This is a genomic window from Ensifer canadensis, from assembly GCF_017488845.2.
GTDB classification, from domain to species: Bacteria; Pseudomonadota; Alphaproteobacteria; order Rhizobiales; family Rhizobiaceae; genus Ensifer; species Ensifer canadensis.
In genome coordinates this window covers 582,874-609,741 of the sequence record NZ_CP083371.1, presented here as the reverse complement: position 1 = coordinate 609,741, position 26,868 = coordinate 582,874, and the positions used below count along the sequence as shown (strand labels likewise).

Here is a 26,868-nt window from a genome sequence, read left to right as displayed (position 1 = left end):
GCCTTCTTCATCGATATTCAGAGTAGAGACGCACGGCACATCACACTGCGCCGTGCGGGCGCCTTCTCAATCCATGTCGTCGTTATCAGGCGCAATCGCATGGTCACGATTGCCATGGATGATCTCACGCTTGCCGACATGGTTGGCAGCGCCGACAAGGCCCTCCTTCTCCATGCGCTCGACGAGCGAAGCCGCACGATTATAGCCGATACCCAGCCGGCGCTGGATGTAGGAGGTCGAGCACTTCTTGTCGCGCAGCACCACCTTGACGGCCTGGTCGTAGAGTTCGTTGCCGTCCTCCGAGGCCATCGCCGTCTTGTCGAAGACAGCGCCCTGCTCTTCCGCGGGCTCCTCTTCCTCTTCGTCCGCGGTAACGGTCTCGAGGTATTCGGGCCTGCCTTGCGTCTTCAGGTGGGCGACGACGTGCTCCACTTCCTGGTCCGAAACGAACGGTCCGTGGACACGGGCGATCCGCCCGCCGCCCTGCATGTGCAGCATGTCGCCCTGGCCGAGCAGCTGTTCGGCCCCCTGTTCGCCAAGGATGGTGCGGCTGTCGATCTTCGACGTCACCTGGAAGGAGATACGGGTCGGGAAGTTGGCCTTGATCGTGCCGGTGATGACGTCGACCGAGGGGCGCTGCGTCGCCATGATCAGGTGGATACCGGCAGCACGCGCCATCTGCGCCAGCCGCTGGATAGCACCTTCGATCTCCTTGCCGGCGACCATCATCAGGTCGGCCATCTCGTCGACGATGACGACGATATAGGGCATCGGCGCCAGATCCATTTCCTGCTGCTCGAACAGCGCCTCGCCGGTGCCCTTCTCGAAGCCGGCCTGGACCGTGCACATCACCGGCTCGCCCTTTTCGCGGGCAGCGGCAGCACGCTGGTTATAGCCGTCGATATTGCGAACGCCGAGGCGCGACATCTTGCGATAGCGGTCCTCCATCTCGCGCACCGCCCATTTCAGCGCCATGACGGCCTTCTTCGGATCGGTGACGACGGGGGTCAGCAGATGCGGGATGCCGTCATAGACGGAGAGTTCGAGCATCTTCGGATCGACCATGATCAGGCGGCACTCTTCCGGCTTCAACCGATAGAGCAGCGACAGGATCATGGTATTGATCGCCACCGACTTGCCCGAACCGGTGGTGCCGGCAACGAGCAGATGCGGCATCTTGGCCAGTTCGGCGATGACGGGCTCGCCACCGATCGTCTTGCCGAGGCAAAGCGCCAGCTTGCAGTTCGTCTTGCGGAAATCGACGGATTCGATCAGCTCGCGGAAATAGACCGTCTCGCGCGTCGCATTCGGCAGTTCGATGCCGATGACGTTGCGGCCGGGCACAACAGCGACACGGGCTGATAGTGCCGACATCGAGCGGGCGATGTCGTCGGCCAGGTTGATCACCCGCGAGGATTTGACGCCGGGCGCCGGTTCAAATTCGTAAAGCGTAACAACCGGCCCTGGCCGGACATGGATGATCTCGCCACGCACGCCGAAATCTTCGAGCACGCTTTCGAGCAGCCCGGCATTCTGTTCGAGCTGCTCCTGCGACATGAAGAAGCCGCGGCCTTCCGGCGGTTCCTGCAACAGGTCTTCGGCCGGAAATTCATAGCCGTCGGCGTGCGCGAAACGCTCGGTCGCGCCGATCGGCGGCAGAAGCGAAGGTGCGCGCGAGACCTGGGCGGGCATGGTGATAGCCGCCTTTGAGACTGTCGCAACGGTGCGAACAGGCTCTTCCTCGGCCATAAGCGATGTGATCTCGGCCGGTTCAACCGCAACAGGTGGAACGGATGCGATTTCCGACGGCACGATCATCGGCTCCGGCGCATCGCGCGCGGGGTCGATCGATACGGGTTCTGCCAGTGCGGGCACAACGGCGGCAGGCACCGATGGCACCTCAGCTGCCGGGCGGCATTCGACAACGCGGAACAGCGACGTGATCGCCGTCGGCGGCATGCGCCTGATTTCGACCGCCTTGACAGGAATTAGGGCCGCTGCCGGTGCCGGTGCCGGCATCGACACGACAGCGGCGGGCGTGAAGGAAGCGGGCACCGCTGTGTCGACGAAAGGCTTCGGCTGCACGGTGGCTGCCTCAGCCGATCCGTCATCCAGGGTGGAGGGGCCAAACTCGAAGAAGGCGAAGTCCGACAGAAACGACAGACGCGTGTCGGCCGGGGCTTCTACTGCCGCCGCTGGCTCGACTATCTGCGTCGGTTCAACGGGTGCAGCCAGCATTGCGATCGCCACAGGCGCCTCGTTCGCGGACTGGGCCGGCAGGCTCGGGCCGATTGCAGAGCCAGCAACGGTAGCGTTGGGCGCCAGGTTGGCCGCGCCTGCCTTTGGCGCCGACGACCAATGCGGCAGCTGGCTCGTGAGAACGCGCAGCAGCTCGGAGGGGCTGTAGGAAGGCAGGGCCTGCTCAGGCACGGGTGCGGGCATAGGCACGGGAACGACATCGACCATGTCCGGCGATTCGACGGGGGCGACGGCTTCGATGGCCGCAGACGCTGCTTCCACGGGCTCTGCCGCGACGACGACATTTTCGCTTGAGGCAATCTGTTCCTCAGATGCGACATCGCTGTCGCTGTCCGAAGGCGCGCGGCGCTTGGTAAACTCCCGTTCCGGCGTGCGGGTGAACCGCACGTTCGGCGCCAGGAAGAAGTGGCTCTCCCACGTTGAATCGCCGTAGTGGCCGGCGATCTCCGACAGGGTCGGCAGCGGCTCGTCGGTCGACGTCGTCACCTGGGCCGGCGCATAGGCCGTGCCCTGGCCATAGAGCCGGGCAGCGCGGCCGACATGCGCCGTCGCGTCCGATTGCTGGTTGGCTGGTTTGCGAGGCGCGGCAGGCGCCTCATACAACTGGTAGGGATCGACTGGATCCACGTCATGGGTGGGCATATCGCTCAACGCACCGTCCTGCGGATCGTCATAGTAATCCGCCTGGTTTGCATCATGCAAAGCTGCCTGAGAGAAGTTTGTCCTGGGAATACGCATGGGTCCTGGAAGAGCTAGAGACATCGCCGAGGGGCCTGCTAAGCGATAGAAAATGAAGGTTAACAAGTCCCTTCCAAAGGCCGCTTGAAAGACATCAGGCGCGCCGTTCAACCCGGCAAAACGACCGATGAAACGGCCGCAATCCCCATCCCGCTCAAGGGCATCGCGCCATTCTGTCGCTGGCAGAACCTGGCCGAAAATATTTCTTCCGGATTGTCATTTTGGCACGTCGCGGCGCAGCAGGGGCAACCGCTTCGGTCGGAGATACGGACCATAACGAATCGGGCCGGCGTGACCTTGTCACGCCGGCCCGAGAATGACCGCCATAGGCTCGGCACATTCCCGAGCGATCAGCTCCGGCGCGCAGCGACGAAAGCCGCGTGATGCCTGGCCAGAAGCTCGATCGCTTCATCGACAAACGCCGGGCTGACATTGGCCGAAAACTCGATCCGTGCACTCTTTCCGTCTCGTCTCAGCTTGGCAAAGGCCTGGCCGTTCTCGTCGGTGAGAACCTCGGGTTTGGCCGGATCCTGCCTTTCGGTACGCGACAGACGCGCAAAGACGAACTGGAAGCGCTGGTCGCTGTCGGCCTCGAGGAAACGCCTCAGACCAATCTCTTCCTGCGTCTTCTGCAGCGCCTGCTCGCCCTCAAGCAGGCCGCCGATCGCCATCCAGCGTTCGCGACCGACCTTGGGCGCCGGACCGATTGCCCGTGCGATTGCCATCGGAACGCTTTCGGCGACCTGGATCAGCCGCGACAGCTCGCTCTTCTGGACGGCGAGCGCATCGCCGATCACCTTTCGATCAAAGCCGCGCTCGGCCAGGGCCGAGGCAAACAGCGCCCGCTCGATAAAAGACAGGTTGCGGCGTTCGGCGTTTTCCTTGCCCTGCGCCAATACAAGTTCGTCGTCGGTCAAGGACCGGACGATGGCCTTGACCTTGATGCCGAGGCTGCGGACGGCGTTCAGCCGGCGGTGGCCATAGGCAGTTTGATAGCGGCCCTGCTTTTCCGGGTGCGGGCGCACGAGGATCGGCGACTGCTGGCCGTTTTCGCGGATGCTGTCGCCAAGCGCCAGGAAGTCCGGATCGTCGAGCTCACCATCGGTCAGGCGGTCGCCGACGAACGAGGCGTCGACCAGATCCGGATCAAGTTCGACAACGCGCTCGCCCTGATGCAGCGCCTCGCGCAGCGATCGCGCCTCTTCTGCCTCGCGGGTGATGCTGCCAAGCGAAAGGCCCATGGCCTTGATGGCGCCCGAGGCCGCACGCGGCGTATCGGCAGCAGGTGCGGCAGGCGTCAGCGTCGTTATTTCAGCGGAGCTCGTCGCATTGTGTTCGGCGCCAGGCGCAGGCGCTACGTTTCCGGAAAAGAGTGCGCGCAGTTCGTTCTTGCGGTTGCCAGCCATGTATTTTAGCGCCCCCAGGCCGCATGAATGAGAGCTTCGATCTCGCCGTTGACGGAATTCAAGGATTCGATCGCGCGGTCGTAGGTCGCGCGGGTGAAATTCTCGCGACCCACTTCGTAGAGCGTCTGCTTCGTCAGACCGGCATCGGAAACGGCGGTCGACTTGACCATCGCAGAGGTCAGGACACGGTCTCCGAACAGCGAGCGCATGAAACCGACGATCTGCGCCTGCGGCCCGTCGTTCGGCTCGAAGCGGGTGACGAGATAGCGCAGGAAGTCGAAGTTGAGTTCGCCGCCCGCCTCGCGCACGACGCTCAGGAGGTCCGAGGTCATGTAGAGAAACTGGTTCATCGACGCGACGTCGAGCATCTGCGGATGCACGGTGACGAGAACCGACGTCGAGGCGCAAAGCGCCGACAGCGTGAGATAACCGAGCTGCGGCGGGCAGTCGATGACGACGACATCGTAATCGTCGGCAACGCTTGCCAGTGCCGACTGCACCCGTGCGAAGAACAGCGGGCCGGCATCGGAGCCGCTGTGGCGGGCGCTGAGTGCCTGCGGCGTCGTATGCTCGAATTCCTGCAGCTCCAGATTGCCGGGCACCAGGTCGAGCCCGTCAAAATATGTCGGACGGATGATGTCTTTCAGCGGCCGCGCTTCGGCGTCGTAGCGGATGGCGCCGTAGAGCGTGTCGTTGCCGGTGAGGTCCAGCTCTGGCTGGTAGCCGAAGAGCGCCGAAAGCGACGCCTGCGGGTCAAGGTCGACGGCGAGAACCCGGTGGCCGGTCATGGCGAGATATTGCGCGATATGGACCGACGATGTGGTCTTGCCGGAACCGCCCTTGAAGTTGGTGACGGAAATGACCTGCAGGTGCTCGCCGCGCTCGCGGTCGCGCCACTTCAGGTAGCTGCGCGCCTTGGCGGCATTGCCCTTGGCAAGTGCCTGCTCGGCAAGGTGGCGGCGAAGCGCGTTGATGTCGGACAGCGAATAGGAGCGGCGACCGCCGGTGCCGGTATCGGGTTGAGGCCCCTCGCCCGCAAGCGACAGCTGGCGCAGGTAACCGTCGGAAACGCCGATCAGCTTGGCCGCCTCGCCTGAGGTGAAGCTGCGAAGCGTCTTCATCGCCGTTGGCGGAAACAGCCGCTCGCGCATCGCCTTCAGCTGTTCGGAAAGGGCGCGCGCATCGGCCGCGATCGCTTCGTCGGCTGGCTGGCGGGCGTGGGAAGGGTCCGTCCCGGATCGCGTCTGTGTTACCGTCATGTCCATTCCCGCCATGCTCCTTGCGCGCTTTCCCGCACCATTGACACCGGGATGCACTAACAGAGATTTAATTCAGATACGCCTAAACGGCACATATTCACAAAATTCCGTAACAGAGATGCCGCAGACAATGATTCGCGTCAAGGCATCGAGCCGAATTCGAACATCCCGGCCGGCAAGATCCTGCACGCTTGCGAGACGGAAGAGACAAAAAGGCCGCCGGCCCAAGGGCGGCGGCTCGTCGTGACGTCGCGTGAACGCGATTGCCGTCGAAGGATCAGAGCTTGGGACCGATATGATCGGGGATCGGGCACTGGTAGGGCTTGCCTTCGGTCTTTTCCCGCCACTCGGCCTTTGCCTGCGCCAGCAGTTCCGGATCGAGGATGAGATCGAGACCGGTCGTCGCCAACGACTTGGCCGCGTGGGCGAAAGCCTTGTGTGCCGCGGGGCTCTTGCCTTGCGCTACCACCTGCCAGGTGTGCGGCGCGGTGCCTATCGCCCAGGCGGGCGCCCAGCATTGCGCCGTCGGCGTCACCCAGCTGACATCGCCGACATCGGTCGAGCCGGCGCGGAAATGCGATTGGCCCTCGAAATCGCGAAGGCCGAGGTGGAGACCACTCGATCCGTCCATGCGGCTGTTGGAGAAGACGTCGCCCTTGATCTGGTAAAGCCGGATGCTGCTGGCGATCGCCTCCGGCGTCATCGTCTTCTGGATCTCACGGGCAAATTCGAGGTCTGCCTCGTCGAAGGGAACCGGTCCGAGCGCGACCATGTTCTGGTGGATCGCCGTCTCGAGCGTGATGTTCGGCAAAAGATTGGTGGCGGCGCGATCGAAGACGATCTCGACCTCCGTCTCGGTCATCATCGCAGCGCCCCTGGCGACCTTGTCGATGCGGGCAGCCAGCGCAAGCGCCTCAGGCATTTGCGGTGCACGCACAAGGTAGAGCGCTTCGGCGCGGGCCTGGACGACGTTGGCCGCCTTGCCGCCGGCGTCGGTGATCGCATAGTGCACGCGGCAATCCTGCGGCATGTGCTCGCGCAGGAAGTTGACACCGATATTCATCAGCTCCAGCGCATCGAGGGCGCTCCGTCCAAGATGGGCGCCGTTCGAGGCATGGGCGGCGACCCCCTTGAAACGATAGTAGATTTCGAGGACGGCGAGATTGTTGGTCGAGCGCACGCCATTGAAGGGTGCTGGGTGCCAGGTGAGTGCGGTATCGACATCGGCAAAGGCGCAGGCGCGCGCCATGAAAGTCTTGCCCGAGCCGCCCTCTTCGCCGGGGCAACCATAGTAACGAACGGTGCCTGGCAGATCGTTCTCGCGGAGATAACGGGCAAGGGCGACTGCAGCCAGCAGCGAGCCGGTGCCGAGCAGATTATGCCCGCAGCCGTGTCCGGTGCCGCCGTCTTCAAGCGCCTTTGCCTCGACGACGCCGGCGATCTGGCTCAAGCCCGCAAGCGCGTCGAATTCACCGAGAAGGGCAATGACCGGGCCACCCGCGCCGGCTTCACCGGTAAAGGCGGTTTCGATATCGGCCGTTCCCCGCGTGATGCGAAACCCGTGCTTTTCCAGCATCGCTATTTGCGTCGCCGCCGACTGGTGCTCGCGAAAGCTCAGTTCGGCATAGTCCCAGATCGCGTCGCTCATCGCTGCGAATTCAGGCTTCAACTCTTCGACTATATCTGCAAGAGCGGCGACGACGGATGGCTGGGGCATGGGTATTCCTCTTGCGGGCGACATGTGGGCCGGCCGCATTGGCATTTCTGTCTTCAGATGGAAGGTGGCGGCACGGATGCCGCCACCGGATACGATACGCGGTCGGGCCGCGACTTAGTCGTCGAGCGTGACTTCCCAGAGCCGGGTGTTCGACTGCCAGACGGGCTCGCCGTGCAGCTTCTTCGTCGCACCCCAGATGTCGACCATGTCGTACATGAAGATGCCGGGAACTTCCTCAAGCATCAGCTTGTGGAATTCGTCGAAGATCGCCTGACGCTTTGCCTGGTCGGCCTCGACATAGGCGGACTTCATCAACTCGATCGCTTTGGGATTATCCCACATCAGCGAGGCGTTCTTGTCCTTGTTGCCGACGTAGAAGCTGTACATCAGTGCCGGATCGAGGCGCGGTGCCACCGACTGCGAGATCACCTGGTAGTTGCCCGAGCGGCGGCGATCGACCTGGGTCGCATAGTCGAGCACTTCGATCTGCACATTGAGACCGACCTGTTGCATCATCGCCTGGGCGACGACGGCGGCCGGGAAGCTCGGCACATTGCCGCGCTTGTTGGCGATGATGGTGATCGGCTCGCCGTTGTAGCCGGCGTCCGCCAGGTCCTTCTTGGCCTTTTCCAGGTCCATCGGAAACTTCGTCTTCTGCGCGTCCGAATAGAAGATCGAGTCTGCCGACACCATCGAGGCATTGGTTTCGCCCGTACCGTTCGAGACCGCAGCAACCAGTTGGTCGAGATCGAGCGCTTCGGCCATGGCGCGACGCACGGCAACGTTGCTCAGAACCTTGTCGCGGGTCTGGAAGTAAAGCAGGTTCTTGCCGTTGTTGCGCTTGACGATCAGCTGCATCGTCTCGCTGTCCTTGAACTCCGAAATCAGGTCGGCGGAGACTTCGGCCGTATCCAGTGCGCCCGACAGCAGACCGGTTTTCACCGTCGATGCATCGGGGATGACCATGAACTTGATGCCGTCGACCAGCGGCCGTTTGGAGCCGACCATACCATCCGGCTTGCCGTCATTGGCAGGCGAGACGTAGGCTTCGTTCTTTTCGAGACGGACATACTCGCCCTTCTTCCACTCGGCCCACTTGAACGGCCCGGTACCGATGGGAGCAACGAAGGCGCCGTCGGCGCCGACAGACTCCTTGGCGATGATGCCGGTATAGCCGCATTCTGGACGCGCCATCAGGCCGAGAAAGACCGCCGAAGGCTTTTCGATCGTCATCGTTACCGTGGTCGGATCGACAGCCGTGACGGCCGACACCTTGATCGTTTTGCTGCCGTCGAAATCGCCGGCGCAGGTCCACTTGGTGTCCGCGGCCATGTAGCGGTTCCAGTTCCACACGACGTCGTCGGCCGTGACCGCGTTGCCATTGTGGAATTTCACGTCGTCGCGCAGCTTGAACGTATAGGTCAGGCCATCGGGAGACACTTCGAAGCTCTTGGCGACGAGCGGCTTTACCTCGCCGTTCTCGGCGTACCCGACGAGACCTTCGACGATGTGAAAGATTACGGAATCGGTGTTGCCGTCGCGGTTGACGCCCGGGACGTTGCTGCGGATATCGGAGCTCTGCGCGACCACAAGGTCACGCGCTTCGGCAAAGCCGACGGCGCTCATCAGAATGGTGCCGGCAAGGAAGATTTTTTTCATGGTTCCACTCTTCTCCAGTTGTTTCTTGTTGGTTTGTTGCGGTTGATTTCGGCTCAAAACGCGTCCCAGCAGGCCTGCGACAGCTGGCCGATGGTTTCGAGCGCAATTGTGTAGCCAGGCGTGCCATCGGCCATCACTTGCGGCACGGCGTCGGTGAAGACGGCGATGCCGTAGAGCGGCCGACTGTTGCGATAGACGAGACCTGCGTCCATGCGACCGCGCTTACCGCGCCCGGATTTGCTGGCGACGACGGTCTCGAAAGGCAGGCGCGAGCGGATGCCGTAGCGCAGCACCTGGTTCTTCAGCGTCTGCAGCGCAAAGCGGCAGAGCTCGACCGATGTGCCGAGACGCGCAGCCGCGGCCCCATCGTCCTGTGCCGCCAGGATCAGTTCGAGCAGCAATATCTGGTCACCAGCCGTCGTCGTCGTCACCTCGCCGAGCGAATGGTCCGGCTTCAGGCCAAGCGGCGGGATCAGAAAACGGTGGTGAGTGCCGGCCATGCCGATCGCCTTGCAGTAGCTGTCGACCTCTTCCAGCGTCAGCCGCTCCAGCACCATCTTGGTGCAGACATTGTCGCTCAAGACCATCATCCCGACGATGGCGTCGCGCAGCGGGATGACGATGCCAGGCGTCATGTAGCGGAACATGCCGCTCGCAACCTCATGCTTCAGCCGCTCCTCGTAGGTGATGGGCGTGTCGAGATCGAGCCGGCCCTCGTGCGCTGCCTTCAGCGCCGCCATCATGATCGACGTCTTGCGGGTGCTGGCCGAAGGCGTCTCCTCGTTTTCGCCCCGTCCGATCGTCTCGCCGGTCTGAAGGTTGCGAACGAGGAAGCGGGTGATGAATGGCTGGGCGTCGGCGATGGCATTAAGCCGTTCGGCTGTCGTGGCGGTTTTGATCGCTACGGTCATGTCAGGCCTCCAGGCGCCATTTGAGGGTGACGCCACCCGTGTGATTGAGATCGAGCGCGGGGATCGCCGAAAGCAGTTTGCGCGTATAGGCTTCCTGTGGCTGGTCGAAGATCCGGTCGCGATCGCCCTGCTCGACGATGCGGCCGTCCTGCATGACGATCACCCGGTCGGCGACCTGCTCGACGACGCCGAGGTCATGGCTGATGAACAGGCAGGAAAACCCGTAGCGCTTCTGCAGATCGGAGAAGAGTTCGAGCACCTGCGCACGCACCGTCACGTCGAGCGCCGAGACCGGTTCGTCGGCGATGAGGAACTTCGGCCGCCGGGCAATCGCCCGGGCAATGGCGACGCGCTGGCGCTGACCACCGGAAAGCTCATGCGGATAGCGGCTGGCGAAATCGCCGCTAAGACCAACTTCTTCGAGCGTTTCGAGCGCGCGCTTGCGCTTGGCCGCACCGTCGAGATCGGGCACCAGCCGGAGCGCTTCTTCGACCAGCGCCTGGATGGTCATGCGCGGGTCGAGCGAAGAGTAGGGATCCTGGAAGACCATCTGGCAGTTCAGCCGATAATCACGCCAGTCAGCGCTGCGCTCGCGCCCCTGGAAGAGGATCTCGCCTTCGGTCTGCTGGACGAGACCGGCGATCGTGCGGCCAAGCGTCGTCTTGCCCGAGCCGGAGCCGCCGACAAGGGCGACGACTTCGCCGACATGGATGTCGACGCTGACGCCGTGAAGCGCGCGCTTCGGCGCCTGCTTGCGGAAGAGCCCCTTACGACCGGGATATTCGACCACGATATTGCGCGCCGACACCATCGGTGTCCGCGACATGTCGAGTTCTCGCGGTGCCGCCCGAAACGGCAGCGAAGACAGGAGCTTGCGGGTATAGGGATGCTCCGGTGCGCTCAGAATGTCCTTGGTCGTGCCCTGCTCGACGATCACGCCTTTTTCCATGACGACGAAGCGATTGGTGTAGCGCGCCACCATCGGCAGGTCGTGGCTGATCAGGAGAACGGCCGTGCCTTCCGCCTTGGTCAGTTCGACCATCAGCTCCATGACGTCACGTTGCACCACGGCGTCGAGCGCGGTCGTCGGCTCGTCGGCAATCAGCAGGGCCGGCTTCAGCAGCATCACCGAGGCAAGCATGATGCGCTGGCGCATGCCGCCGGAAAACTCGTGCGGATAGGCGGCAAGCGCCCGCTCCGGCTCGCGCAGACCGACGCGCTTCAGCATGTCGAGTATCGCAGCCCGACGCTCGTCGGCACTCTTCTTCGTATGCAGGATCAGGCCTTCTTCAAGCTGCCTGCCGATGGTCATCGACGGGTTGAGCGAGGTCATCGGCTCCTGGAACACGACGCCGATCTCGCCGCCGCGCAACTGCCGGAGGTCGCGATCTTTCATCGACAGGACATCCCGTCCGCGGTAACTGATCGTGCCGCCGGCATGGCGCACGGCAGGCGGGATCAACCCGATGATGGCGCGGGTCGCGAGCGTCTTGCCGGAACCGGATTCGCCGACGATGCCGACGATTTCGCCAGGGCCGACGTCGAAGCTGACATCCTTGACCACCTGGTTGCCATTATGGGTAACGGCCAGCGACAGGTCGCGAACGCTGAGTAGGGAACTGCCGATCATTTCAGGCCTCGCATGCGGGGGTCGAGCTTGTCGCGGAGCGCGTCGCCGAGAAGGTTGATGCCGAGTAGCGTCAGCGCGATGCAAAGGCCGGGGAAGAAACCGAGCCAGACGGCCTGTTCGATGAACGGGCGGCCCGCAGCCAGCATGTTGCCCCAGGTCGGCGCCGGTGGCGGCACGCCAAGGCCGAGAAACGACAACGCGCTTTCCGACAGGATTGCCCAGCCGAACATCGAGGTCGCCAGCACGGTAATCGGTGCCAGGCAGTTCGGCAGGATGTGGCGCAGCATGGTGTAGATTTCGCCATTGCCCATGACACGCGAGGCTTCGATGAATTCGCGTTCGCGCAGCGACAAGACGGCGCCGCGCACCACACGCGCCATCGACGGCGTGTAGGCGATGCCAAGCGCGAAAATGATGCCGTACTGGTTAGCCCCGAAGACCGCGAGCAGCCCGAGCGCCAGCAGGATGCCCGGAAAGGCGAGCAGTGCGTTGTTGACGGCCATGATGACGCCATCGACCCAGCCGCGGGCATAGCCGCTGATGAGGCCGATCAGGGTGCCGCAGACGACCGCGAAGGCGACCGTCAGACATCCGATCCAGACGCTGGCGCGGGCACCGATCATCAACCGGCTGGCAACGTCGCGTCCGAACTCGTCGGTGCCGAGCCAATGGGCGGCACCGGGGGCGGCCAGACGCGAAGTGAAGCCCAGCGCGCTGGGATCGTAGGGCGTCCAGAACACGCCGATCAGCGCGGTGATGACCAGAGCGGCGATCAGTCCGCCGCCGATGACGCCGTTGAAAGTGAGCTTTCTCATTCTGCCACCACCCGCGGATCGAAGAGAGGATAGAGGAGGTCGACCACGAGGTTGACGACGACATAGGAGAAGGCGACGAGCAGCAGGCAGCCCTGGATCACCGGGTAGTCGCGCTGGAAGATGCTATCGACCATCAGACGGCCGAGGCCGGGGATGGTAAAGACCGTCTCGATGACCGCGATACCGCCGAGCAGATTGCCGAGGATCAGGCCGATCATCGTCCAGGTTGGGCCGAACGCATTCTTGAACGCATGCTTCCAGAGGACGGCGCTTTCCGACAGTCCCTTGGCCCGTGCATGGGTGATGTAATCAAGCCGGAGAACCTCGAGCGTCGAGGCGCGCGCCATGCGGATGATCACGCCCATTTCGTGGATGACCAGCGTCATGACGGGCAGGACGAGGTAGAGAAGGCCCGCCGTCCAGTTTTCCGAGATCGGCACGTAACCGAGCACCGGCAGCCAGCCGAGCTTCAGGCCGAAGGCAAGCAGCAATAGCAGGCCGAGCCAGAAGGTCGGGATGGACAGAAGCACGGTGGCCGTGCCGACCAGCGCCAGGTCCGTCAGGCTGTTCTGCCGCCAGGCGGCGATGACGCCGGCGGGAACGGCGATCAGGCTCGCGAGGAACACGGCGATGACGACGATCTCGGCGCTCACCATGAAGCGGCTCAGCACCAGATGAAGCACCGGCTCGTCGGTGACGATCGAGCGGCCGAAGTCGCCGGACAGGATGTTGCCGGCCCAGATGACGAACTGCTCGGGAATGCTTCGGTCAAGGCCGAGCACGCTGCGCATTTCGGCAATCTGCTGCGGCTCGGCCATATCGCCAAGCATCAGCGCGGCCGGATCGCCGGGAATGAGACGGATGAGCGTGAAGACGGCAACCGAGACAATGACGATCGTCGGTATCGCCATCACGAGACGATTGAGTATGAACTTGATCATGGGTTCCCCGTACTGAGAACAGCCTGGCGCGACATCGCGATTCGGCCCTCCTGCCGGCTTTTCTTGACACGACTATGATCGAATGGAAAAATCCGCGCAATATTATGAGGAATCGTCATAGCTCTATGACGAAGGGATGACATGGGAGCTGCCAAAGGGGCCGATAACGTGCGGCATCATGCGCTGGGCGGAAGTCGCGCATGCAGTCGGGGGAGCATTGCCCTGCGATGCCGACGCAAAAAGACAGTCAGCGATGGACTTTAAATCACCAACGGATGTTGAAACCGATCTTGAGATCGGGAAACAGGTGGCCGCCGCGCTTGCCCGTGGCGCTGATGGCTGAGGCGATGCCGACCATGAGCACGCCGAAGACGATGCCGGCAAACACAAACCGAACTGTCATGGCGGCCGGTTGGCGCTTCTTCTGCGTTGCCTGCAACATCATCCGCGACCGTATCCTTGCATCACTTTCGAGCACGACCAGACGAAATCACTGGTGTCGTTGCCCGATGATGTGAAACGCCACGCGCATCGGCCGGCATTTACGGGAGTAATTCCCGCAAGCTGGGGTCGCTTTGGCTCGACGCTTGGCTCTTTCAAAGCGCCTTCGGGAATCACGTTTAAGGTATGACACAACGTCCGGCTCAAGCGGAGTTTTGGGCTGATATCGAGGGTCGCATCCTTTGGACGCATTGCCCGAGGGTCGGTGCCGTGACGGGCCGATGGATGTGCCGGGCACAATCTCTGCGGGACACCGACGTCAACGCCGAAGAGATCGCGTCGGCCGGCGATTAGAGCAGCTGAAGGTGATCGGCGAGCTCGCGGACCGCGGCACCGCCTGCCCGGTTCGCACCGATGGTGGAAGCCGACGGGCCGTAACCGACGAGATGGATCCTCGGGTCTTTTGCCACCTGTGTCGCAAGCCGGCCGGTCATCAGGATGCCGCCATCGGCATTGCGCAGTTGCAGCGGCGCCAGGTGATCGAGCGCGCTTCGAAAGCCGGTACTCCAGAGAATGACGTCGACTTGCTGCTCGCGACCATCCGGCCAGCGCACGCCATGCTCGGTGATTTCGGCAAACATTGGCTGGCGCTCGAGTGCGCCGCGTGCGCGTGCGGCAAGGATCGCCGGCGTCACCGGAATACCGGTCACGGAGACGACCGAGCCCGGCGGCAGACCGCGGCGTACGCGTTCCTCGACCATGGCAACGGCAGCGCGTCCGACCTCGGGGGTAAACGGCTCTTCACGGAAGGCCGGCTCCTCGCGCGTGACCCATGTGGTCGATGTCACCTTGGATATTTCATCGAGCAGCTGGATCGCGGAGATGCCGCCGCCGACGACCAGCACGTGCCGCCCGGCAAACTGCCCGGCGGTCTGGTAGTCCTTGGTGTGCAGCTGACGCCCCCTGAAGAGATCCGATCCCGGATAGGGTGGAATGTAGGGAGACTCCCAGGTGCCGGTGGCGTTGATGATGCCGCGGGCGGCATAGACGCCGGCGTCGGTCTCGACCCTGAAACGCTCGCCCCGCTCGCAAACGACCTTGACGGCAACCGGTCGGTGCACGGGAAGGTCGAATGCCTTCTCATAGGCGCCGTAATACTGCGGGACGGCGACGGAAGCGTGGACTTCGCCCATGCTGGTATCGACGGCGTCGGCGAATTTCATGCCGGGAAGATCGTGAATGCCATTGACGGTGCTCAGCGTCAGCGACGGCCAGCGAAACTGCCAGGCGCCGCCCGGCTGTGGCGATCGGTCGACAACGACATATTGCATCTGAGGCGATAGCCCGAACCGGCTCAGATGATAAGCCGAAGACAGACCCGCCTGTCCGGCACCGATGACGACGATGTCGATCTTGCGGGCGACGCGCGCATGCGTCTCGGCCTCGCTGGCGGGGGCAAAGGCGTTCTGGATGTCCATCATCACGCAGCCAAGACCGAAGGCAGATCATCCACGGCGGCGACTTTCAGCCAATCGCCGCGGCAAAGATCGCGGCCAGTTTTTCGATGCCGGCCTGATCGTCCCGGTCGAAACGTGCCGGTTTAGGACTATCGAGGTCGATGACACCGATCACCCGGCCTTGGCGTCGGACGGGAACCACGAGTTCGGAGCGGGACGCCGCATCGCAGGCGATATGACCGGGAAACGCGTGCACGTCTTCGACCAGGATCGACTGCCCTTCCTTTACGGCCGTGCCGCAGACGCCACGGCCGACAGGAATGCGCACGCAGGCGGGCTTGCCCTGAAATGGCCCGAGCACCAATTCGTCATCAGAATCGAGAAAGTAGAAGCCGGCCCAATTCAGGTCGGGCATCGTCTGGTACATCAGCGCCGAGGTGTTTGCGGCGTTCGCGATCATATTGGGCTCGCCATGCAGCAGCGCTTCGAGTTGCTGCGCCAACTCCCGATAGAATTCGGTCTTGTCGCCTGTGTCGATTACCGCCGCCTGGAACATGATCTCTTTCACTCTCTCATCATACGGACTGGCAATGTAGTGCCGCGCCCGACATTTGCCAATTGCAGCGCGTCCGCGCCGGCAGCGAAACGGAGCGCTGGCGGAAAACGGTTCGACAAACGCGACCCGACGCCGATGTCCGGATTCAGACCCTCACGGCTCTTGTGAAGTGGCGACCTGTCGCTTCAGGCAATCGATCATCGCCTGAGCCGCAATCGACAGCGGCACGCCGGCGGCGGTTGCGACGCCGAAATCCTGCGTCAGGTGCGGCGTAAAGCTCCTGATTTCAATCGGGAGATGCCGATGCAGGTTGGCGAAAAAACTGCTGATGATTGCAACGCCAAGATCATGGGCGGCATAGGCGCAGGCCGAGCTGTTGCTGTGCGTCTCGATCTTGACCTTTTGCGGCACGCCCGCCTTTCGAAAGATCTCGTCGAGCATGACCCGGGTCGGCCGCCGGCGACCGATCAGGATCAGCGGTATGCCCCTGAGTTCCTTCGGGGTGACGTGGTCGAGCGCCGTCAGCGGATGGCTCTTCGCCATGACGCAGACGCTGACGCCGCCCGCCACCGGCTGCATTTCGAGGCTGGCGCTCAGTTGCCCCTCGTAGCGCAGGAAGCCGAAATCGATGATGCGCTGTTCGACAAGGCGGGCAATCGCCACGGTCGTATCGAAGAAGGTTTCGACCCGCACACCGGGGAAATCCTTGGCATAATCCGCCAGCATCGCCGGGGCGAAGCTTTCGGACATGCTGTTCGGCAGGCCGATGCGCACGACTTCCGGGCCGACGGCGCCGCTGCGAAGATCCTGGGCGAGATTGGTGAAGCGATCGATCCCGAGCAGAATATGCTCGGCATCCTCGGACAGCTTCAGCGCCTCGGGCGTCGGGATCAGCCGGCCCTTGTCGCGCGCAAACAGCGTCAGCGACAGGTCCTCTTCCAGTTGCTGCAGCAGACGGCTGACACCGGACTGGCTGAGCCCCATGGTTTTCGCCGCCGCGATCGTCGAGCCGGTGGCAAGCAGGGTGCGCAGCACTTCCAATTGTCGAAAATTCATGCCGGCTCCGCATCCATCCCATTGCCATCTTCTCCGTGTTTACGAAAAGGCGGACAATCTAGGAAGCCGTATTCGACGGCAGCGTCAGGCGTGCGATTACTCCGCCTGGGCAGAACAACTGATGCGCAAGGCCAGGATGGACCGTTAGGATATGGAGATGGTGGGTGCCGAAGAGCACGCGTGCGCTCTCCGGCTTGTTCAGGCTGTCTCGTCGTCGATCAGACGTCGACGCGTAGCGATGGTTTGAAGCGCTCGGCAAAGACCTCGATCGAGCCGCTGCCATAACGACGCAACTGACGTTTGGTCAGAACGGACATGACGCGCGCCGCCGTCGAAAACGTCATTTTATCGAGCGGACCGTCGCCAATCCAGGGTTTGCTTAATCGATCGGTGACGATGCCGATCATGTTTGCAGGCATGATATCCGTGCAAGGTTTCATCCAGTCGAAGACGACCCTGATCGGCAGCAATTTGCCTTCAAACGAAACCACGGGTTCAGGCATCCCCTCGCCCCAATCATCATAGGCCTCAAGGGCATCTCGAAAGAGATTTTGCAGGATGATGGAGGCATGCCCTTCATGAAGAGCGGGCAGCAAATTCGTCATTTGTGTCTCCTTCAGTGGTTAAGGCCGGGAAACGCGAATGGCCAATACTGTCAGCATGTATTTGTCATCGTGCCGTGTGGCCGGTACTTTGACGACCACACAATCGGTAGACTGCAGGCCATGGCGAAATGCAGAAGCGCGACAATGGTTCCAAGCGACCGGCAACTTTTTTTGAAATTTTTTGAGGACGGCGGTTTTGGAACTGCACCCGCCACGCCCGGTCGACAGCCAATTCGTGCTCCATATCGCTGTATCGGCTTGAAAGGGCCGACCATTCGTCAGAACATCAGGAACGAAAAACTAATATCCATATATTCCATAGAATATACGATCTTACCTGAAGACGCCAGATAATTCACAGATATGCGCCACTATCGAAATGGAGCGATCATATGGGAACGATCTCGCAGCTTTCCGAGAAGACGAAGCTCCCGGCACACCGGATCGGAAGCGAGGAGGAGGCGCTGGAAATCGCGCGCGAACTCGCGGGCGATTTTGCCAATCGATCAAACGAGCGGGATACCGACCGGATCCTGCCATTCGATGAGCTCGACACCCTTGCCCAATCCGGTCTCCTCGCAATCACCGTGCCCTCCGACTATGACGGCATCGACGTTTCCAACGCGGTGCTGGCGGAAATCACCGCCATCCTGTCCGAAGCCGACAGTTCGATCGGCCAGATCCCCCAGAACCATTTCTATATTCTCGAAGCGCTGCGCACCGACGGCACGGAGGAACAGAAGAAATTCTTCTTCGCACGCGCGCTCGCTGGCGACCGCTTCGGCAATGCGCTTTCCGAAAAGGACACAAAAACCGTCGGCGACTACGCAACGCGCCTGACGCCTGATGGTCTTGGCTACCGCCTCAACGGCCGCAAGTTTTATTCGACCGGCGTGCTCTTTGCCGAATGGATTGTCGTGTTCGCGCTCGATCCGGACGAAAAACTCACCATGTCTTTCCTGCCGCGCGGTGCCGATGGCCTGCAGGTCATCGACGACTGGGACGGCTTCGGGCAGCGCACCACCGGCAGCGGCACGACGGTGCTGCAGAATGTATACGTCACGGCCGACGCGGTGGTGCGCCATCATCGCGGCTTCGAACGTCCGACGACGATCGGCTCGGTCGGCCAGATCATCCACGCCGGCATCGATCTCGGCATCGCGCGCGCCGCCTTCGCCGAGACGCTCGACTTCGTGCGCAACCGGGCACGGCCCTGGATGGATAGCGGCGTCGAACGGGCAGCGGACGATCCACTGACAATCGCCCGCATCGGACAACTCGCGATCCGCCTTGAGGCGGCGACCGCCATCGTCGAGCGTGCCGGCAAGAAGGTCGACATCGCCCAGATCAACGGCACCGAGGAAAGCGTCATCGAGGCGACGCTGGCGGTCGCCGCCGCCAAGGTACTGACAACAGAAATCGCGCTCGAAGCCACCAACACGCTCTTCGAACTCGCCGGCACGTCGTCCACCCGCATCGGCCTCAACCTCGACCGCCACTGGCGCAACGCCCGCACCCACACGCTGCATGATCCGGTGCGCTGGAAGTATCACGTCGTCGGCAACTACCACCTGAACGGCGTCGCGCCACCGAAGAACGGCGCGCTCTGACCCTGCCCTGACGCCGCCTTACCCTGGAAAATCGGCACCGATCTGCCGGGGACGTATGCAGCTTTCTACGAGGAGACGGATATGAGCCGCGAAATCCGGCTGAATGCCTTCGACATGAACTGTGTCGGCCATCAATCGCCAGGGCTTTGGACGCATCCGCGCGACCAGTCGTCGCGTTACAAGGATCTCGACTACTGGGTGCATCTGGCAACGACGCTTGAACGCGGCAAGTTCGACGGGTTGTTCATTGCCGATGTGCTCGGCGTCTATGACGTGCTGAACGGCAATGTAGAGGCGGCGCTCCGGCATTCCGCCCAGGTTCCCGTCAACGACCCGCTGCAGCTGGTGCCGACCATGGCGCACGCGACGCAACATCTGGGTTTCGGGCTGACGGCCTCGCTTTCGTTCGAACACCCCTACACTTTCGCGCGGCGAATCTCGACGCTCGACCATCTGACGAAGGGCCGCGTCGGCTGGAACATCGTCACCTCCTATCTTAACAGCGGTGCGCTCAATATCGGCCAGGCGCAGCAGACACGGCACGATGATCGCTACGACATCGCGGAAGAATATCTCGAGGTCTGCTACAAGCTCTGGGAAGGCAGTTGGGAAGACGACGCGGTCGTGCGCGACCGGATAGGGGGCATCTTCACCGATCCGGACAAGGTGCATGCGATCAACCACCAAGGGCGGCATTTCACCGTGCCGGGCGTCCATCTCAGCGAACCGTCGCCGCAACGCACACCTGTCCTCTACCAGGCAGGCGCCTCCAGCCGCGGCAAGGATTTTGCCGGCACCCATGCCGAGTGCGTCTTCGTCGCAGCCCCCTCGAAAACCGTTCTGAAGCGATACGTCGCGAATGTGCGCGAGGCGGCCGAGCGTGCGGGGCGCAATCCGCGCGACCTCCTCACATTCAATCTCCAAACCGTGATCCTCGGCGAAACCGATGCGGACGCGAAGAGGAAGTTCGATGAGTATCGCAGCCATGTTTCCTATGAAGGCGCGCTGGCGCTGATCTCCGGTTGGACCGGCATCGATTTCGGCCAGTTCGCGCCGGACGAACCGCTGCGCCACCGCTATACCAATGCGGTCCAATCTGCGGTCGAGACCTTTACGACGATCGATCCCGATAAGGTCTGGACCGTACGCGAAATGGCCGACTGGGTCGGTATCGGCGGCTTCGGCCCCGTCTTCGTCGGCTCACCGCAAACGGTCGCAGATCTGCTGCAGGAGTGGGTCGAAGACACGGATGTCGATGGCTTCAACCTTGCCTATGCCGTCACGCCCGAAACCTTCGAGGATGCGGTCGATCTGCTGGTCCCGGAGTTGCAGAAGCGCGGCGTCTACAAGACCAGCTATCGCGAAGGCACGCTCCGCGAAAAGCTGTTCGGCGCCGGCCCACGGCTCGCAGCACCCCATCCCGGCGCAGGCTATCGGGAACTCGCCGGAAACGCGCAGGCGATCGCGGCTTCCGCATAGGAGCACACTCGGCATTAATTGCTCGATGGCTGGGGGCGCTCGGATCCTCGGGCCGCGCAAGAGTATGACTATGCATACGTGGCAGTCGTATGCCGCGTCGCGATCCACGGGCTTCACCCGAGAATCCAGGCGCGATGCGTCCATCGCGAGAAACGCGGGGATGCTCGGGTCAAGCCCGAGCATGGCGGAAAGAACAGAACAGACGCCGATCAAAGCCAGCGCCTCGCTCGTCAGCCGGCCGGCCCCTGTCAGCAGCCCAAGCGCCCGGAAGGATCCGAGCGCGTTCCATCGGTGCCAGTGCCCGATGGTTTGTCCACCGGGCCCTGACCTCTCGAGGTCAGCTGTATAGGCTCACAGGCGGGATTCGGCCATTCAAAGCAAAGTCGCCGACCTCGCGGGCCTTGTAGAAGACCGGGTCGTGCAGCGTGTGGGTCCGGACGTTGCGCCAGTAGCGATCGAAGCCATGATGCGCTGCCGTGGCACGCGCACCCATCAGTTCAAACACCTTCGTCGTCACATCGAGCGCCACGTGGGTGGCGTTGATCTTGGCAGCATAGGCTTCAAGTGCTGCTTCCCCGCGCTCGCGCTCCGTCACCGACCGCCCTTTCGACAACGCGGCCTCGACAACGCCCGCCGCAGCGTCGGCCAAAGCGACGGATGCTTTCAAGGCAGCCTGCAACTCGCCGACGCGTTCGAGAATGTAGGGGTCGTCGCTGGCACGAGCCACGCCTGATGTGATCCAGGGTCGCGTGGTGGTTCTGACATAGTCGATTGCGGCGGCGAGTGCGCCTTCCGCCGTTCCGAGATAGAAATTGACAAACACCAGCTGGATCAGCGGCGTGTTGAACGTCGCCTGCACCTGAGGCGGATCGAACGGTTCGGCAAGCGGCAGAATGAAATCGCGCTCGTAGACAGGAAAATCGCGAAACTCGACGCTGCCGCTATCGGACAGGCGCTGGCCGATATTGTCCCAATCGTCATGGGCGACATAACCCGGACGATCCGTCGGCACGACGAAATTGGCGATCTTGCCCTCAAGCGTCGCGTTGACGTTGATGCGATCGGAAACATGCGCGCCGGTCGAGAACGTCTTGCGGCCGTTGAGCACATAGTGGCCGCCGCGCCGTTCGAGCACGAGCCCCGGATCCCGCGGGTTGACGGCAGCACCCCAGTAGAGCTGGCGTTCGACGGTCTCGGCACCGAGCACCCAGGCCTGCCTCCCATCGGCAGTCGCCCAGTAGACATACTGGCTGTTGACATAGTGATAGCCGAGCAGCTGGCCGATAGAGCTTTCGCCACGCGAGATGATCCGGACGAGACGCAACCCATCAAGCCAGCTCAAGCCCGCTCCGCCGATTTCCTGGGCGTGCAGCGCCGTCAGCAGACCCGCCTGGCGCAGCGCTTCGATTTCGTCGCGTGGCGGCAAGCCCAAGCGATCAAGCTCGGCGCCGCGTTGCGCAAACTGGCTCGAAAGCTCGGTCGCCTGCGCAAACAGATGCTGGCGCTTTTCTTCCTGTTCGGTATTGGCCGGTTCGGGTTCCCGGAGGAAATGCACGTTGCTCATTCGCCTCACTCCATTGATTAAGGCGGAATAGTGCATTCATTCTATAGACAATAACAGCAAATGATTTTCAACTCAGGCCGGCGAACGGGAAAGTCCTACCCCTGAAAACCTTTACGACGGCAGCTGACCTCGGCAAGGATCAGCCGACTTCGGCGTCTCTGAGCGCGACGATCTCGGTGCCGTTGTCGTTGGCGGCAAACTGTTCGAGTGTCATGTTGTCGAGGATAGACGCCACCGCATCGCGGACGCCACTCATCGATTTGCGCACGTGACAGTTGACCGGATCGGAACAGTCATCGCAGGCTTCGAACGCGGTGCGGCTGGCGCAGCGGATCGGGGCCAGCGGCCCGTCCAGCGTGCGGATGACCTGGCCGATGCGGATATCGGATGCTGGCCTCGAAAGCGAATAGCCGCCGCCAGGGCCCTTTTTCGAGCGCAGGATTCCGGCGTTGCGAAGCTCAAGCAGGATCGCGTCGAGGAACTTCTTCGGAATATTGTTGCGGGTGGCGATTTCGGTGATGAAGGCGGTCTCGCCGGGCTCCAGTTGAGCCAGGTCGACAAGAGCCTTCAGCCCGTATTTACCCTTCTTGGTCAACATTGCACTTCGCTTTCCTGAACACAAAGGCCGCCACGAGTCCGTTCCGCACCGACGTTGGTATCACCGGAGCCAACAGGTTGTGACGGCCGCACTGTTTCACTTAAGATGCCATACACCCAAACCGGGTCACTCTCAAGAAATTACGTAAGTTTCTGCATAGATTTTGTGAATTTTATTGTCGAATTCAAGGCAACGCAGCAAAGATTTGCTCCAGGGCCAGCTGCTTCTTCAAAACCCGCAGATGCAAAGCCGTCAAAAAAGCTTCGCAGGGATCCAATCGGCGGTGACGGCGTCACTGGCGCTGAAAGCCGGGACTTTCACCGCCAGCTCCTCGATCGTCTTCACGCCGGCCTGACGCAACGCCTCCTGGGTTAGCAAGGCCGGCTTGACCAGGATCTGTTTCGGCACATCCTGACCCGCGATCTTGAGCGCGACGGCACGGACAGAGACCGCGCCGACAACCGCCGGGTTGGTGGCAACGGTCGCCACCCAGGGACTACCCTCCTCGACGATCTCCTGGATATCGGCGGTCGAAACATCGGCGGAGTAGATCTTCAACTTTTCGGCGATGCCGAGATCCGCGGCTGCGAGCTTCACACCGCGGGCGAACTCGTCATAGGGCGCGAAGACGACCGATATGTCCGGGTTGGCGGCAAAGGCGGCCTTCGCCTGGTCGGCCGTACTGGTTGCCGTGGTGTCGCTGACATTGCCGAAGCGGGCTCTCTCGACCACATCAGGATTGTCCGTCTTGAACTTGTCCCAGACTTCGTTGCGGCGGTCGAGCGGCGCGAAGCCGGCGACATAGACGTAACCGGCCTTGAAGCTCGTGCCGTTATCCTTGACGGCCTGCTCCAGCGCCAGCCGCGCCAGTTCATGGTCGCTCTGCTCCACCTGCGGCACGGCAGGATTGTTCAGATTGACGTCGAAGGCCACTACCTTCACACCCGCATCGACCGCCTGCTGCACGACATCGCCTAGCGATTCCGGCAGGCCGTGGTCGACGACGATGCCTTGGACGCCGAGATTGATCGCCTGCTGGACCTGCTCGCGCTGTTCCGCAGCATTTTGCTTACCGGGAAAGACGCGCAGATCGATGCCGAGCGCCTTGGCCTGCGCCTCTGCTCCGGCCTGATAGGCCTGGAAGAAATCACCTGATGAAATATAGGAAATGAGCGCCACTTTCACCCCGCCCTTGTCGAACGGCGCCGGCGCGCCCTCCAGCCCTGCGGCCGAAGCACCACCTGCAAACCCAAAAGCCACGAGCGCGGTCGTCGCGCGTTTCAAACCGTACCGCATTGTCGATCTCCTGTTGATCTCAACCCTTGCAGCTGACCATCAGCCGTCGACGCCATGGTATAATCTACAATTTCTATGTACAATAAAGACATTCCAATCCCTAAGCCGCCAGAGGAACGCCTTGCTCACAACGGCCGGTCTGGCGGCAGAAGTTGCGCGGCGGGCCACCGAAGACGAAATGGCTGAGGAACGCCCTCGGATGAATATTCCGATTATTGGGAAATCTAGGGATACTTTTGCGACATATTAGCGGATGTTTGGCACCGGCTTTCGTTTGTTGCGCTGTCTTTCTCTACCGGAAATGCATATTTTTCGACCTTGATTGCCGCGCAGTGACGAATTGGTTTAGCAATGCCCCTCCTCCGCATCGACGGACTTGCCCATGCTTTCGGGCCAACGAAGGCGCTTGCCGGAGCCTCCCTTGCGATTAGCTCCGGCGAAATCGTCGCTCTCATGGGCGCAAACGGCGCCGGAAAATCAACCCTCGTCAATGCGCTTGCGGGAACGCTGGCACCCGACCACGGAACGATGACGCTCGCGGGTCGCGCCTACGCCCCCCGTTCACCGGCCGAGGCAACGGATGCCGGCGTGGTCACCGTCCATCAGTCGACAGAGCGCGTCGGCGCGCCGGGGCTATCCGTCGCCGACGCGCTGCTGCTGCATGCCTATGCCGATGGCTCGGCCCCCTTCTTCCTCAGCCGCTCCGCTGTTCGTCGCAAGGCGGCGGCCATGCTTGAGAACGCCGGGTTCGCGCTGCCGCTCGACCGGGATTTTGCCGAACTGACGGCCGCCGATCGTCAGCTCGTCGCCATTGCCCGCGCCCTGTCGCGCCAGGCGTCTCTGCTGATCCTCGACGAGCCGACCGCGAGCATTTCCGGACGGGAATCCGAGCGGCTCTATGCAATCCTGCGCCGCCTTCGTGATGAGGGCCTGGCGATCCTGTTCATTTCCCACCGGATCGCCGACCTCAATGCGCTTGCTGACCGCGCTGTCGTCATGCGCGGCGGCGCTGTCGTGGGAGAATTCGCACGACCGATCGACTTCGATCGTGCTGTCGAAACGATGATCGGCCGCCCCTTGCGCGCCGCCCGACCGGACGCCCGCGCCTTGCGCGGCGCACCGGTGCTGGAGATGGCCGGTATCCAGCTCGTTTCCGGCGGTACCCCGTTCGACCTCAATCTTCATCCGGGCGAGGTTGTGGCGGTCACAGGCGTGCTGGGTGCGGGCAAGAGCCGCTTGCTTCAGGCGATCTTCGGTACGCGAACACTTGCCGCTGGCACGATGCGGCTCGACGGTGAGGCCTACCGACCGGCAACACCCGCCGATGCGATCAACGCCGGTATCTTCATGGCCGGCGAAGACCGCCACCGCTCTTCGCTGATGCCATCCGATTGGCCGGGCAGCAATCTTGCGGCAACGATCAGCCTGCCACATCTGGCAAAGTGGTATCCGCTCGGTTTCCTCCTCGGCACCCGCGAGAAGCAGGAGGCGCAGCGCGCCATCGTTACGCTTGGCATCAAGGCAAGCGGGCCAGATGCGCCGATGAACTCGCTTTCCGGCGGCAACCAGCAAAAGGTGATCCTCGGTCGATGGAATGCCGAGCCGAGCCGCGTGCTTTTGCTCGACGAACCGTTCCAGGGTGTCGATGTCGGCGCCCGGCACGACATCATCACCGCGATCCGCGCCAACACCGAGCGCGCCACCCTGATCGCCACGTCGGACCCGGAAGAGGCGCTAGAAGTCGCCGACCGGATTCTGATCATCGACCACCACACATTGACGCCGGCCCCGCACGCGGAGCAAACGGCGGAAGCAATCGAGGCTTGACCGGATGACGACTACCAACAGCGAGAACCAAAGCCCGGTCAGCGAACGCGTCAGCGCCGCCATCCGCGCCAGCGCCGTCTTCATCCTGCTCATCGTCATGGTCGCAGGCTTTGCGATCGCCCAGCCCGCCTATATCAACGTCAGCAACCTGATGAGCATTCTGCAGGCCGTTTCCGTCGTCGCCATCCTGGGCGCCGGCGTCACGATCACGCTCGCCGTCGGCGGCTTCGATCTGTCGATCGGGGCGGTCGCCGCCTCGAGCGTCATGGCGGCGAGCTATTCGATGATCGTCTGGGGCCTCGGCGTCTACGAGACCGTGCCGCTCGTCCTCCTGTTCGGTGCGCTCGTCGGCCTCGTCAACGCCTTTCTGATCGTGCGCCTGCGCGTGCCCGATCTCCTCGCCACACTGGCGATGATGTTTCTTCTGACTGGCCTGCAACTGATTCCGACGGCCGGGCGCTCGATCTCGGCCGGCCTGATCCTGCCCGACGGCTCGACGGCGAAGGGCGCTTACGATCCGTCGTTCCTCCTGATCGGGCGGTCGAGCTTCTTCGGCATCGTCCCCGCGCCTGTCGTCATCATGGTGCTTGTCGCCATCGTCCTGTTCGTACTGACGGAGCGTACCCGGCTGGGACGCCTGCTGTTTGCCACCGGCGGCAACGAACTGGCAACCCGGCTTGCCGGCGCTTCGGTTCCCCGCCTGAAGACGCTGGCCTATGTGCTTTCCGGCACGCTCGCCTCGCTCGGCGGCATCATCGTCGCTGCCCGCGTCGGTCGCGGTGACGTCTCGTCCGGCGCCTCGCTGCTGATGGATTCCGTCGCCGCCGCGCTCATCGGCTTTGCCGTTCTCGGCCTGCGCCGTCCCAACGTCTTCGGCACTATCGTCGGCGCAGTCTTCGTCGGCCTGCTTCTCAACGGCCTGACGATGCTGAACGCCCCCTATTACACCCAGGACTTCGTCAAGGGCGCCGTGCTCGTCGGCGCGCTTGCGCTCACCTACGGCCTTGGCCGCAGCCAGACGCGCTAGCCAACCCTTCAAACACA

21 protein-coding genes are annotated in these 26,868 nt (G+C 62.6%); 4 read left to right on the top strand and 17 right to left on the bottom strand.

Annotation, left to right across the window (positions count from 1 at the left end):
* Nucleotides 1-66: 66 nt before the first annotated feature.
* The 14 genes from J3R84_RS22385 to J3R84_RS22320 all read right to left on the bottom strand — a co-directional run bounded on the left by J3R84_RS22385 (nt 67) and on the right by J3R84_RS22320 (nt 17,450).
* Nucleotides 67-2,997, bottom strand: a complete 2,931-nt coding sequence (locus tag J3R84_RS22385) for a DNA translocase FtsK (RefSeq protein WP_113568445.1) — start codon at nt 2,995-2,997, stop codon at nt 67-69.
* 350 nt (nt 2,998-3,347) lie between these two features.
* Complete coding sequence (gene repB / locus J3R84_RS22380; protein ID WP_203527840.1) at nt 3,348-4,403, bottom strand: plasmid partitioning protein RepB; 1,056 nt, start codon at nt 4,401-4,403, stop codon at nt 3,348-3,350.
* 5 nt (nt 4,404-4,408) lie between these two features.
* Nucleotides 4,409-5,668, bottom strand: a complete 1,260-nt coding sequence (gene repA / locus J3R84_RS22375) for a plasmid partitioning protein RepA (RefSeq protein WP_025429208.1) — start codon at nt 5,666-5,668, stop codon at nt 4,409-4,411.
* Between the two features lie 271 nt (nt 5,669-5,939).
* Nucleotides 5,940-7,379 carry a M20 family metallopeptidase gene (locus tag J3R84_RS22370; RefSeq protein WP_025429209.1) on the bottom strand — a complete coding sequence of 480 codons (1,440 nt, stop codon included), beginning with the start codon at nt 7,377-7,379 and terminating at the stop codon, nt 5,940-5,942.
* 114 nt (nt 7,380-7,493) lie between these two features.
* The gene (locus J3R84_RS22365; protein ID WP_057209773.1) at nt 7,494-9,038 is read right to left on the bottom strand and encodes an ABC transporter substrate-binding protein; all 1,545 of its coding nucleotides are present in this window, start codon (nt 9,036-9,038) and stop codon (nt 7,494-7,496) included.
* A 53-nt stretch (nt 9,039-9,091) separates the two neighbouring features.
* Complete coding sequence (locus J3R84_RS22360; RefSeq protein WP_025429211.1) at nt 9,092-9,949, bottom strand: serine hydrolase; 858 nt, start codon at nt 9,947-9,949, stop codon at nt 9,092-9,094.
* Between the two features lies 1 nt (nt 9,950).
* A complete protein-coding gene (locus J3R84_RS22355; protein ID WP_057222861.1) occupies nt 9,951-11,579 on the bottom strand; it encodes an ABC transporter ATP-binding protein in 1,629 nt (542 codons plus the stop codon).
* Nucleotides 11,576-12,394, bottom strand: a complete 819-nt coding sequence (locus J3R84_RS22350; protein ID WP_025429213.1) for an ABC transporter permease — start codon at nt 12,392-12,394, stop codon at nt 11,576-11,578. The genes J3R84_RS22355 and J3R84_RS22350 overlap by 4 nt, the downstream gene beginning before the upstream one ends.
* On the bottom strand, nt 12,391-13,335 hold the full coding sequence (locus J3R84_RS22345) for an ABC transporter permease (RefSeq protein ID WP_057209777.1): 945 nt from the start codon (nt 13,333-13,335) through the stop codon (nt 12,391-12,393). Before J3R84_RS22345 ends, J3R84_RS22350 begins: the two co-directional genes overlap by 4 nt.
* A 265-nt stretch (nt 13,336-13,600) precedes the next feature.
* Nucleotides 13,601-13,780 (bottom strand): hypothetical protein, encoded by a 180-nt coding sequence (locus tag J3R84_RS22340; RefSeq protein WP_057221051.1) that lies wholly within the window; start codon nt 13,778-13,780, stop codon nt 13,601-13,603.
* A 346-nt stretch (nt 13,781-14,126) separates the two neighbouring features.
* Nucleotides 14,127-15,257: an NAD(P)-binding domain-containing protein gene (locus J3R84_RS22335; RefSeq protein ID WP_435526092.1), complete on the bottom strand. Its 1,131-nt coding sequence runs from the start codon at nt 15,255-15,257 to the stop codon at nt 14,127-14,129.
* A 43-nt stretch (nt 15,258-15,300) separates the two neighbouring features.
* Nucleotides 15,301-15,789 (bottom strand): GAF domain-containing protein, encoded by a 489-nt coding sequence (locus J3R84_RS22330; protein WP_025429217.1) that lies wholly within the window; start codon nt 15,787-15,789, stop codon nt 15,301-15,303.
* A 153-nt stretch (nt 15,790-15,942) separates the two neighbouring features.
* Nucleotides 15,943-16,845, bottom strand: a complete 903-nt coding sequence (locus J3R84_RS22325; RefSeq protein WP_025429218.1) for a LysR family transcriptional regulator — start codon at nt 16,843-16,845, stop codon at nt 15,943-15,945.
* Nucleotides 16,846-17,063: 218 nt separating this feature from the next.
* Nucleotides 17,064-17,450, bottom strand: a complete 387-nt coding sequence (locus tag J3R84_RS22320) for a BRA0787 family protein (protein WP_025429219.1) — start codon at nt 17,448-17,450, stop codon at nt 17,064-17,066.
* A gap of 392 nt (nt 17,451-17,842) precedes the next feature.
* On the opposite strand from J3R84_RS22320, the gene J3R84_RS22315 reads away from it, so the two are divergent.
* Both J3R84_RS22315 and J3R84_RS22310 read left to right on the top strand, forming a co-directional pair.
* On the top strand, nt 17,843-19,060 hold the full coding sequence (locus tag J3R84_RS22315) for an SfnB family sulfur acquisition oxidoreductase (RefSeq protein ID WP_057222858.1): 1,218 nt from the start codon (nt 17,843-17,845) through the stop codon (nt 19,058-19,060).
* A gap of 81 nt (nt 19,061-19,141) precedes the next feature.
* Nucleotides 19,142-20,539, top strand: coding sequence for an LLM class flavin-dependent oxidoreductase (locus tag J3R84_RS22310; RefSeq protein WP_113568449.1), 1,398 nt, complete (start codon nt 19,142-19,144; stop codon nt 20,537-20,539).
* A gap of 337 nt (nt 20,540-20,876) precedes the next feature.
* Here the strand turns inward: J3R84_RS22310 and J3R84_RS22305 are convergent, their stop codons facing one another.
* The 3 genes from J3R84_RS22305 to J3R84_RS22295 form a co-directional block, all read right to left on the bottom strand.
* Nucleotides 20,877-22,103, bottom strand: a complete 1,227-nt coding sequence (locus J3R84_RS22305; protein WP_113568451.1) for an acyl-CoA dehydrogenase family protein — start codon at nt 22,101-22,103, stop codon at nt 20,877-20,879.
* Nucleotides 22,104-22,242: 139 nt separating this feature from the next.
* Entirely contained in the window at nt 22,243-22,701 is a 459-nt protein-coding gene (locus tag J3R84_RS22300; RefSeq protein WP_203527834.1) for an RrF2 family transcriptional regulator, read from the bottom strand.
* Between the two features lie 252 nt (nt 22,702-22,953).
* Nucleotides 22,954-23,997, bottom strand: coding sequence for a substrate-binding domain-containing protein (locus J3R84_RS22295; protein ID WP_203527831.1), 1,044 nt, complete (start codon nt 23,995-23,997; stop codon nt 22,954-22,956).
* A gap of 351 nt (nt 23,998-24,348) precedes the next feature.
* Here J3R84_RS22295 and J3R84_RS22290 point away from each other — a divergent pair, with 351 nt between their 5' ends.
* Nucleotides 24,349-25,824, top strand: coding sequence for a sugar ABC transporter ATP-binding protein (locus J3R84_RS22290; RefSeq protein ID WP_113568455.1), 1,476 nt, complete (start codon nt 24,349-24,351; stop codon nt 25,822-25,824).
* A 4-nt stretch (nt 25,825-25,828) separates the two neighbouring features.
* On the top strand, nt 25,829-26,851 hold the full coding sequence (locus J3R84_RS22285) for an ABC transporter permease (protein WP_107027471.1): 1,023 nt from the start codon (nt 25,829-25,831) through the stop codon (nt 26,849-26,851).
* Nucleotides 26,852-26,868 lie beyond the last annotated feature (17 nt).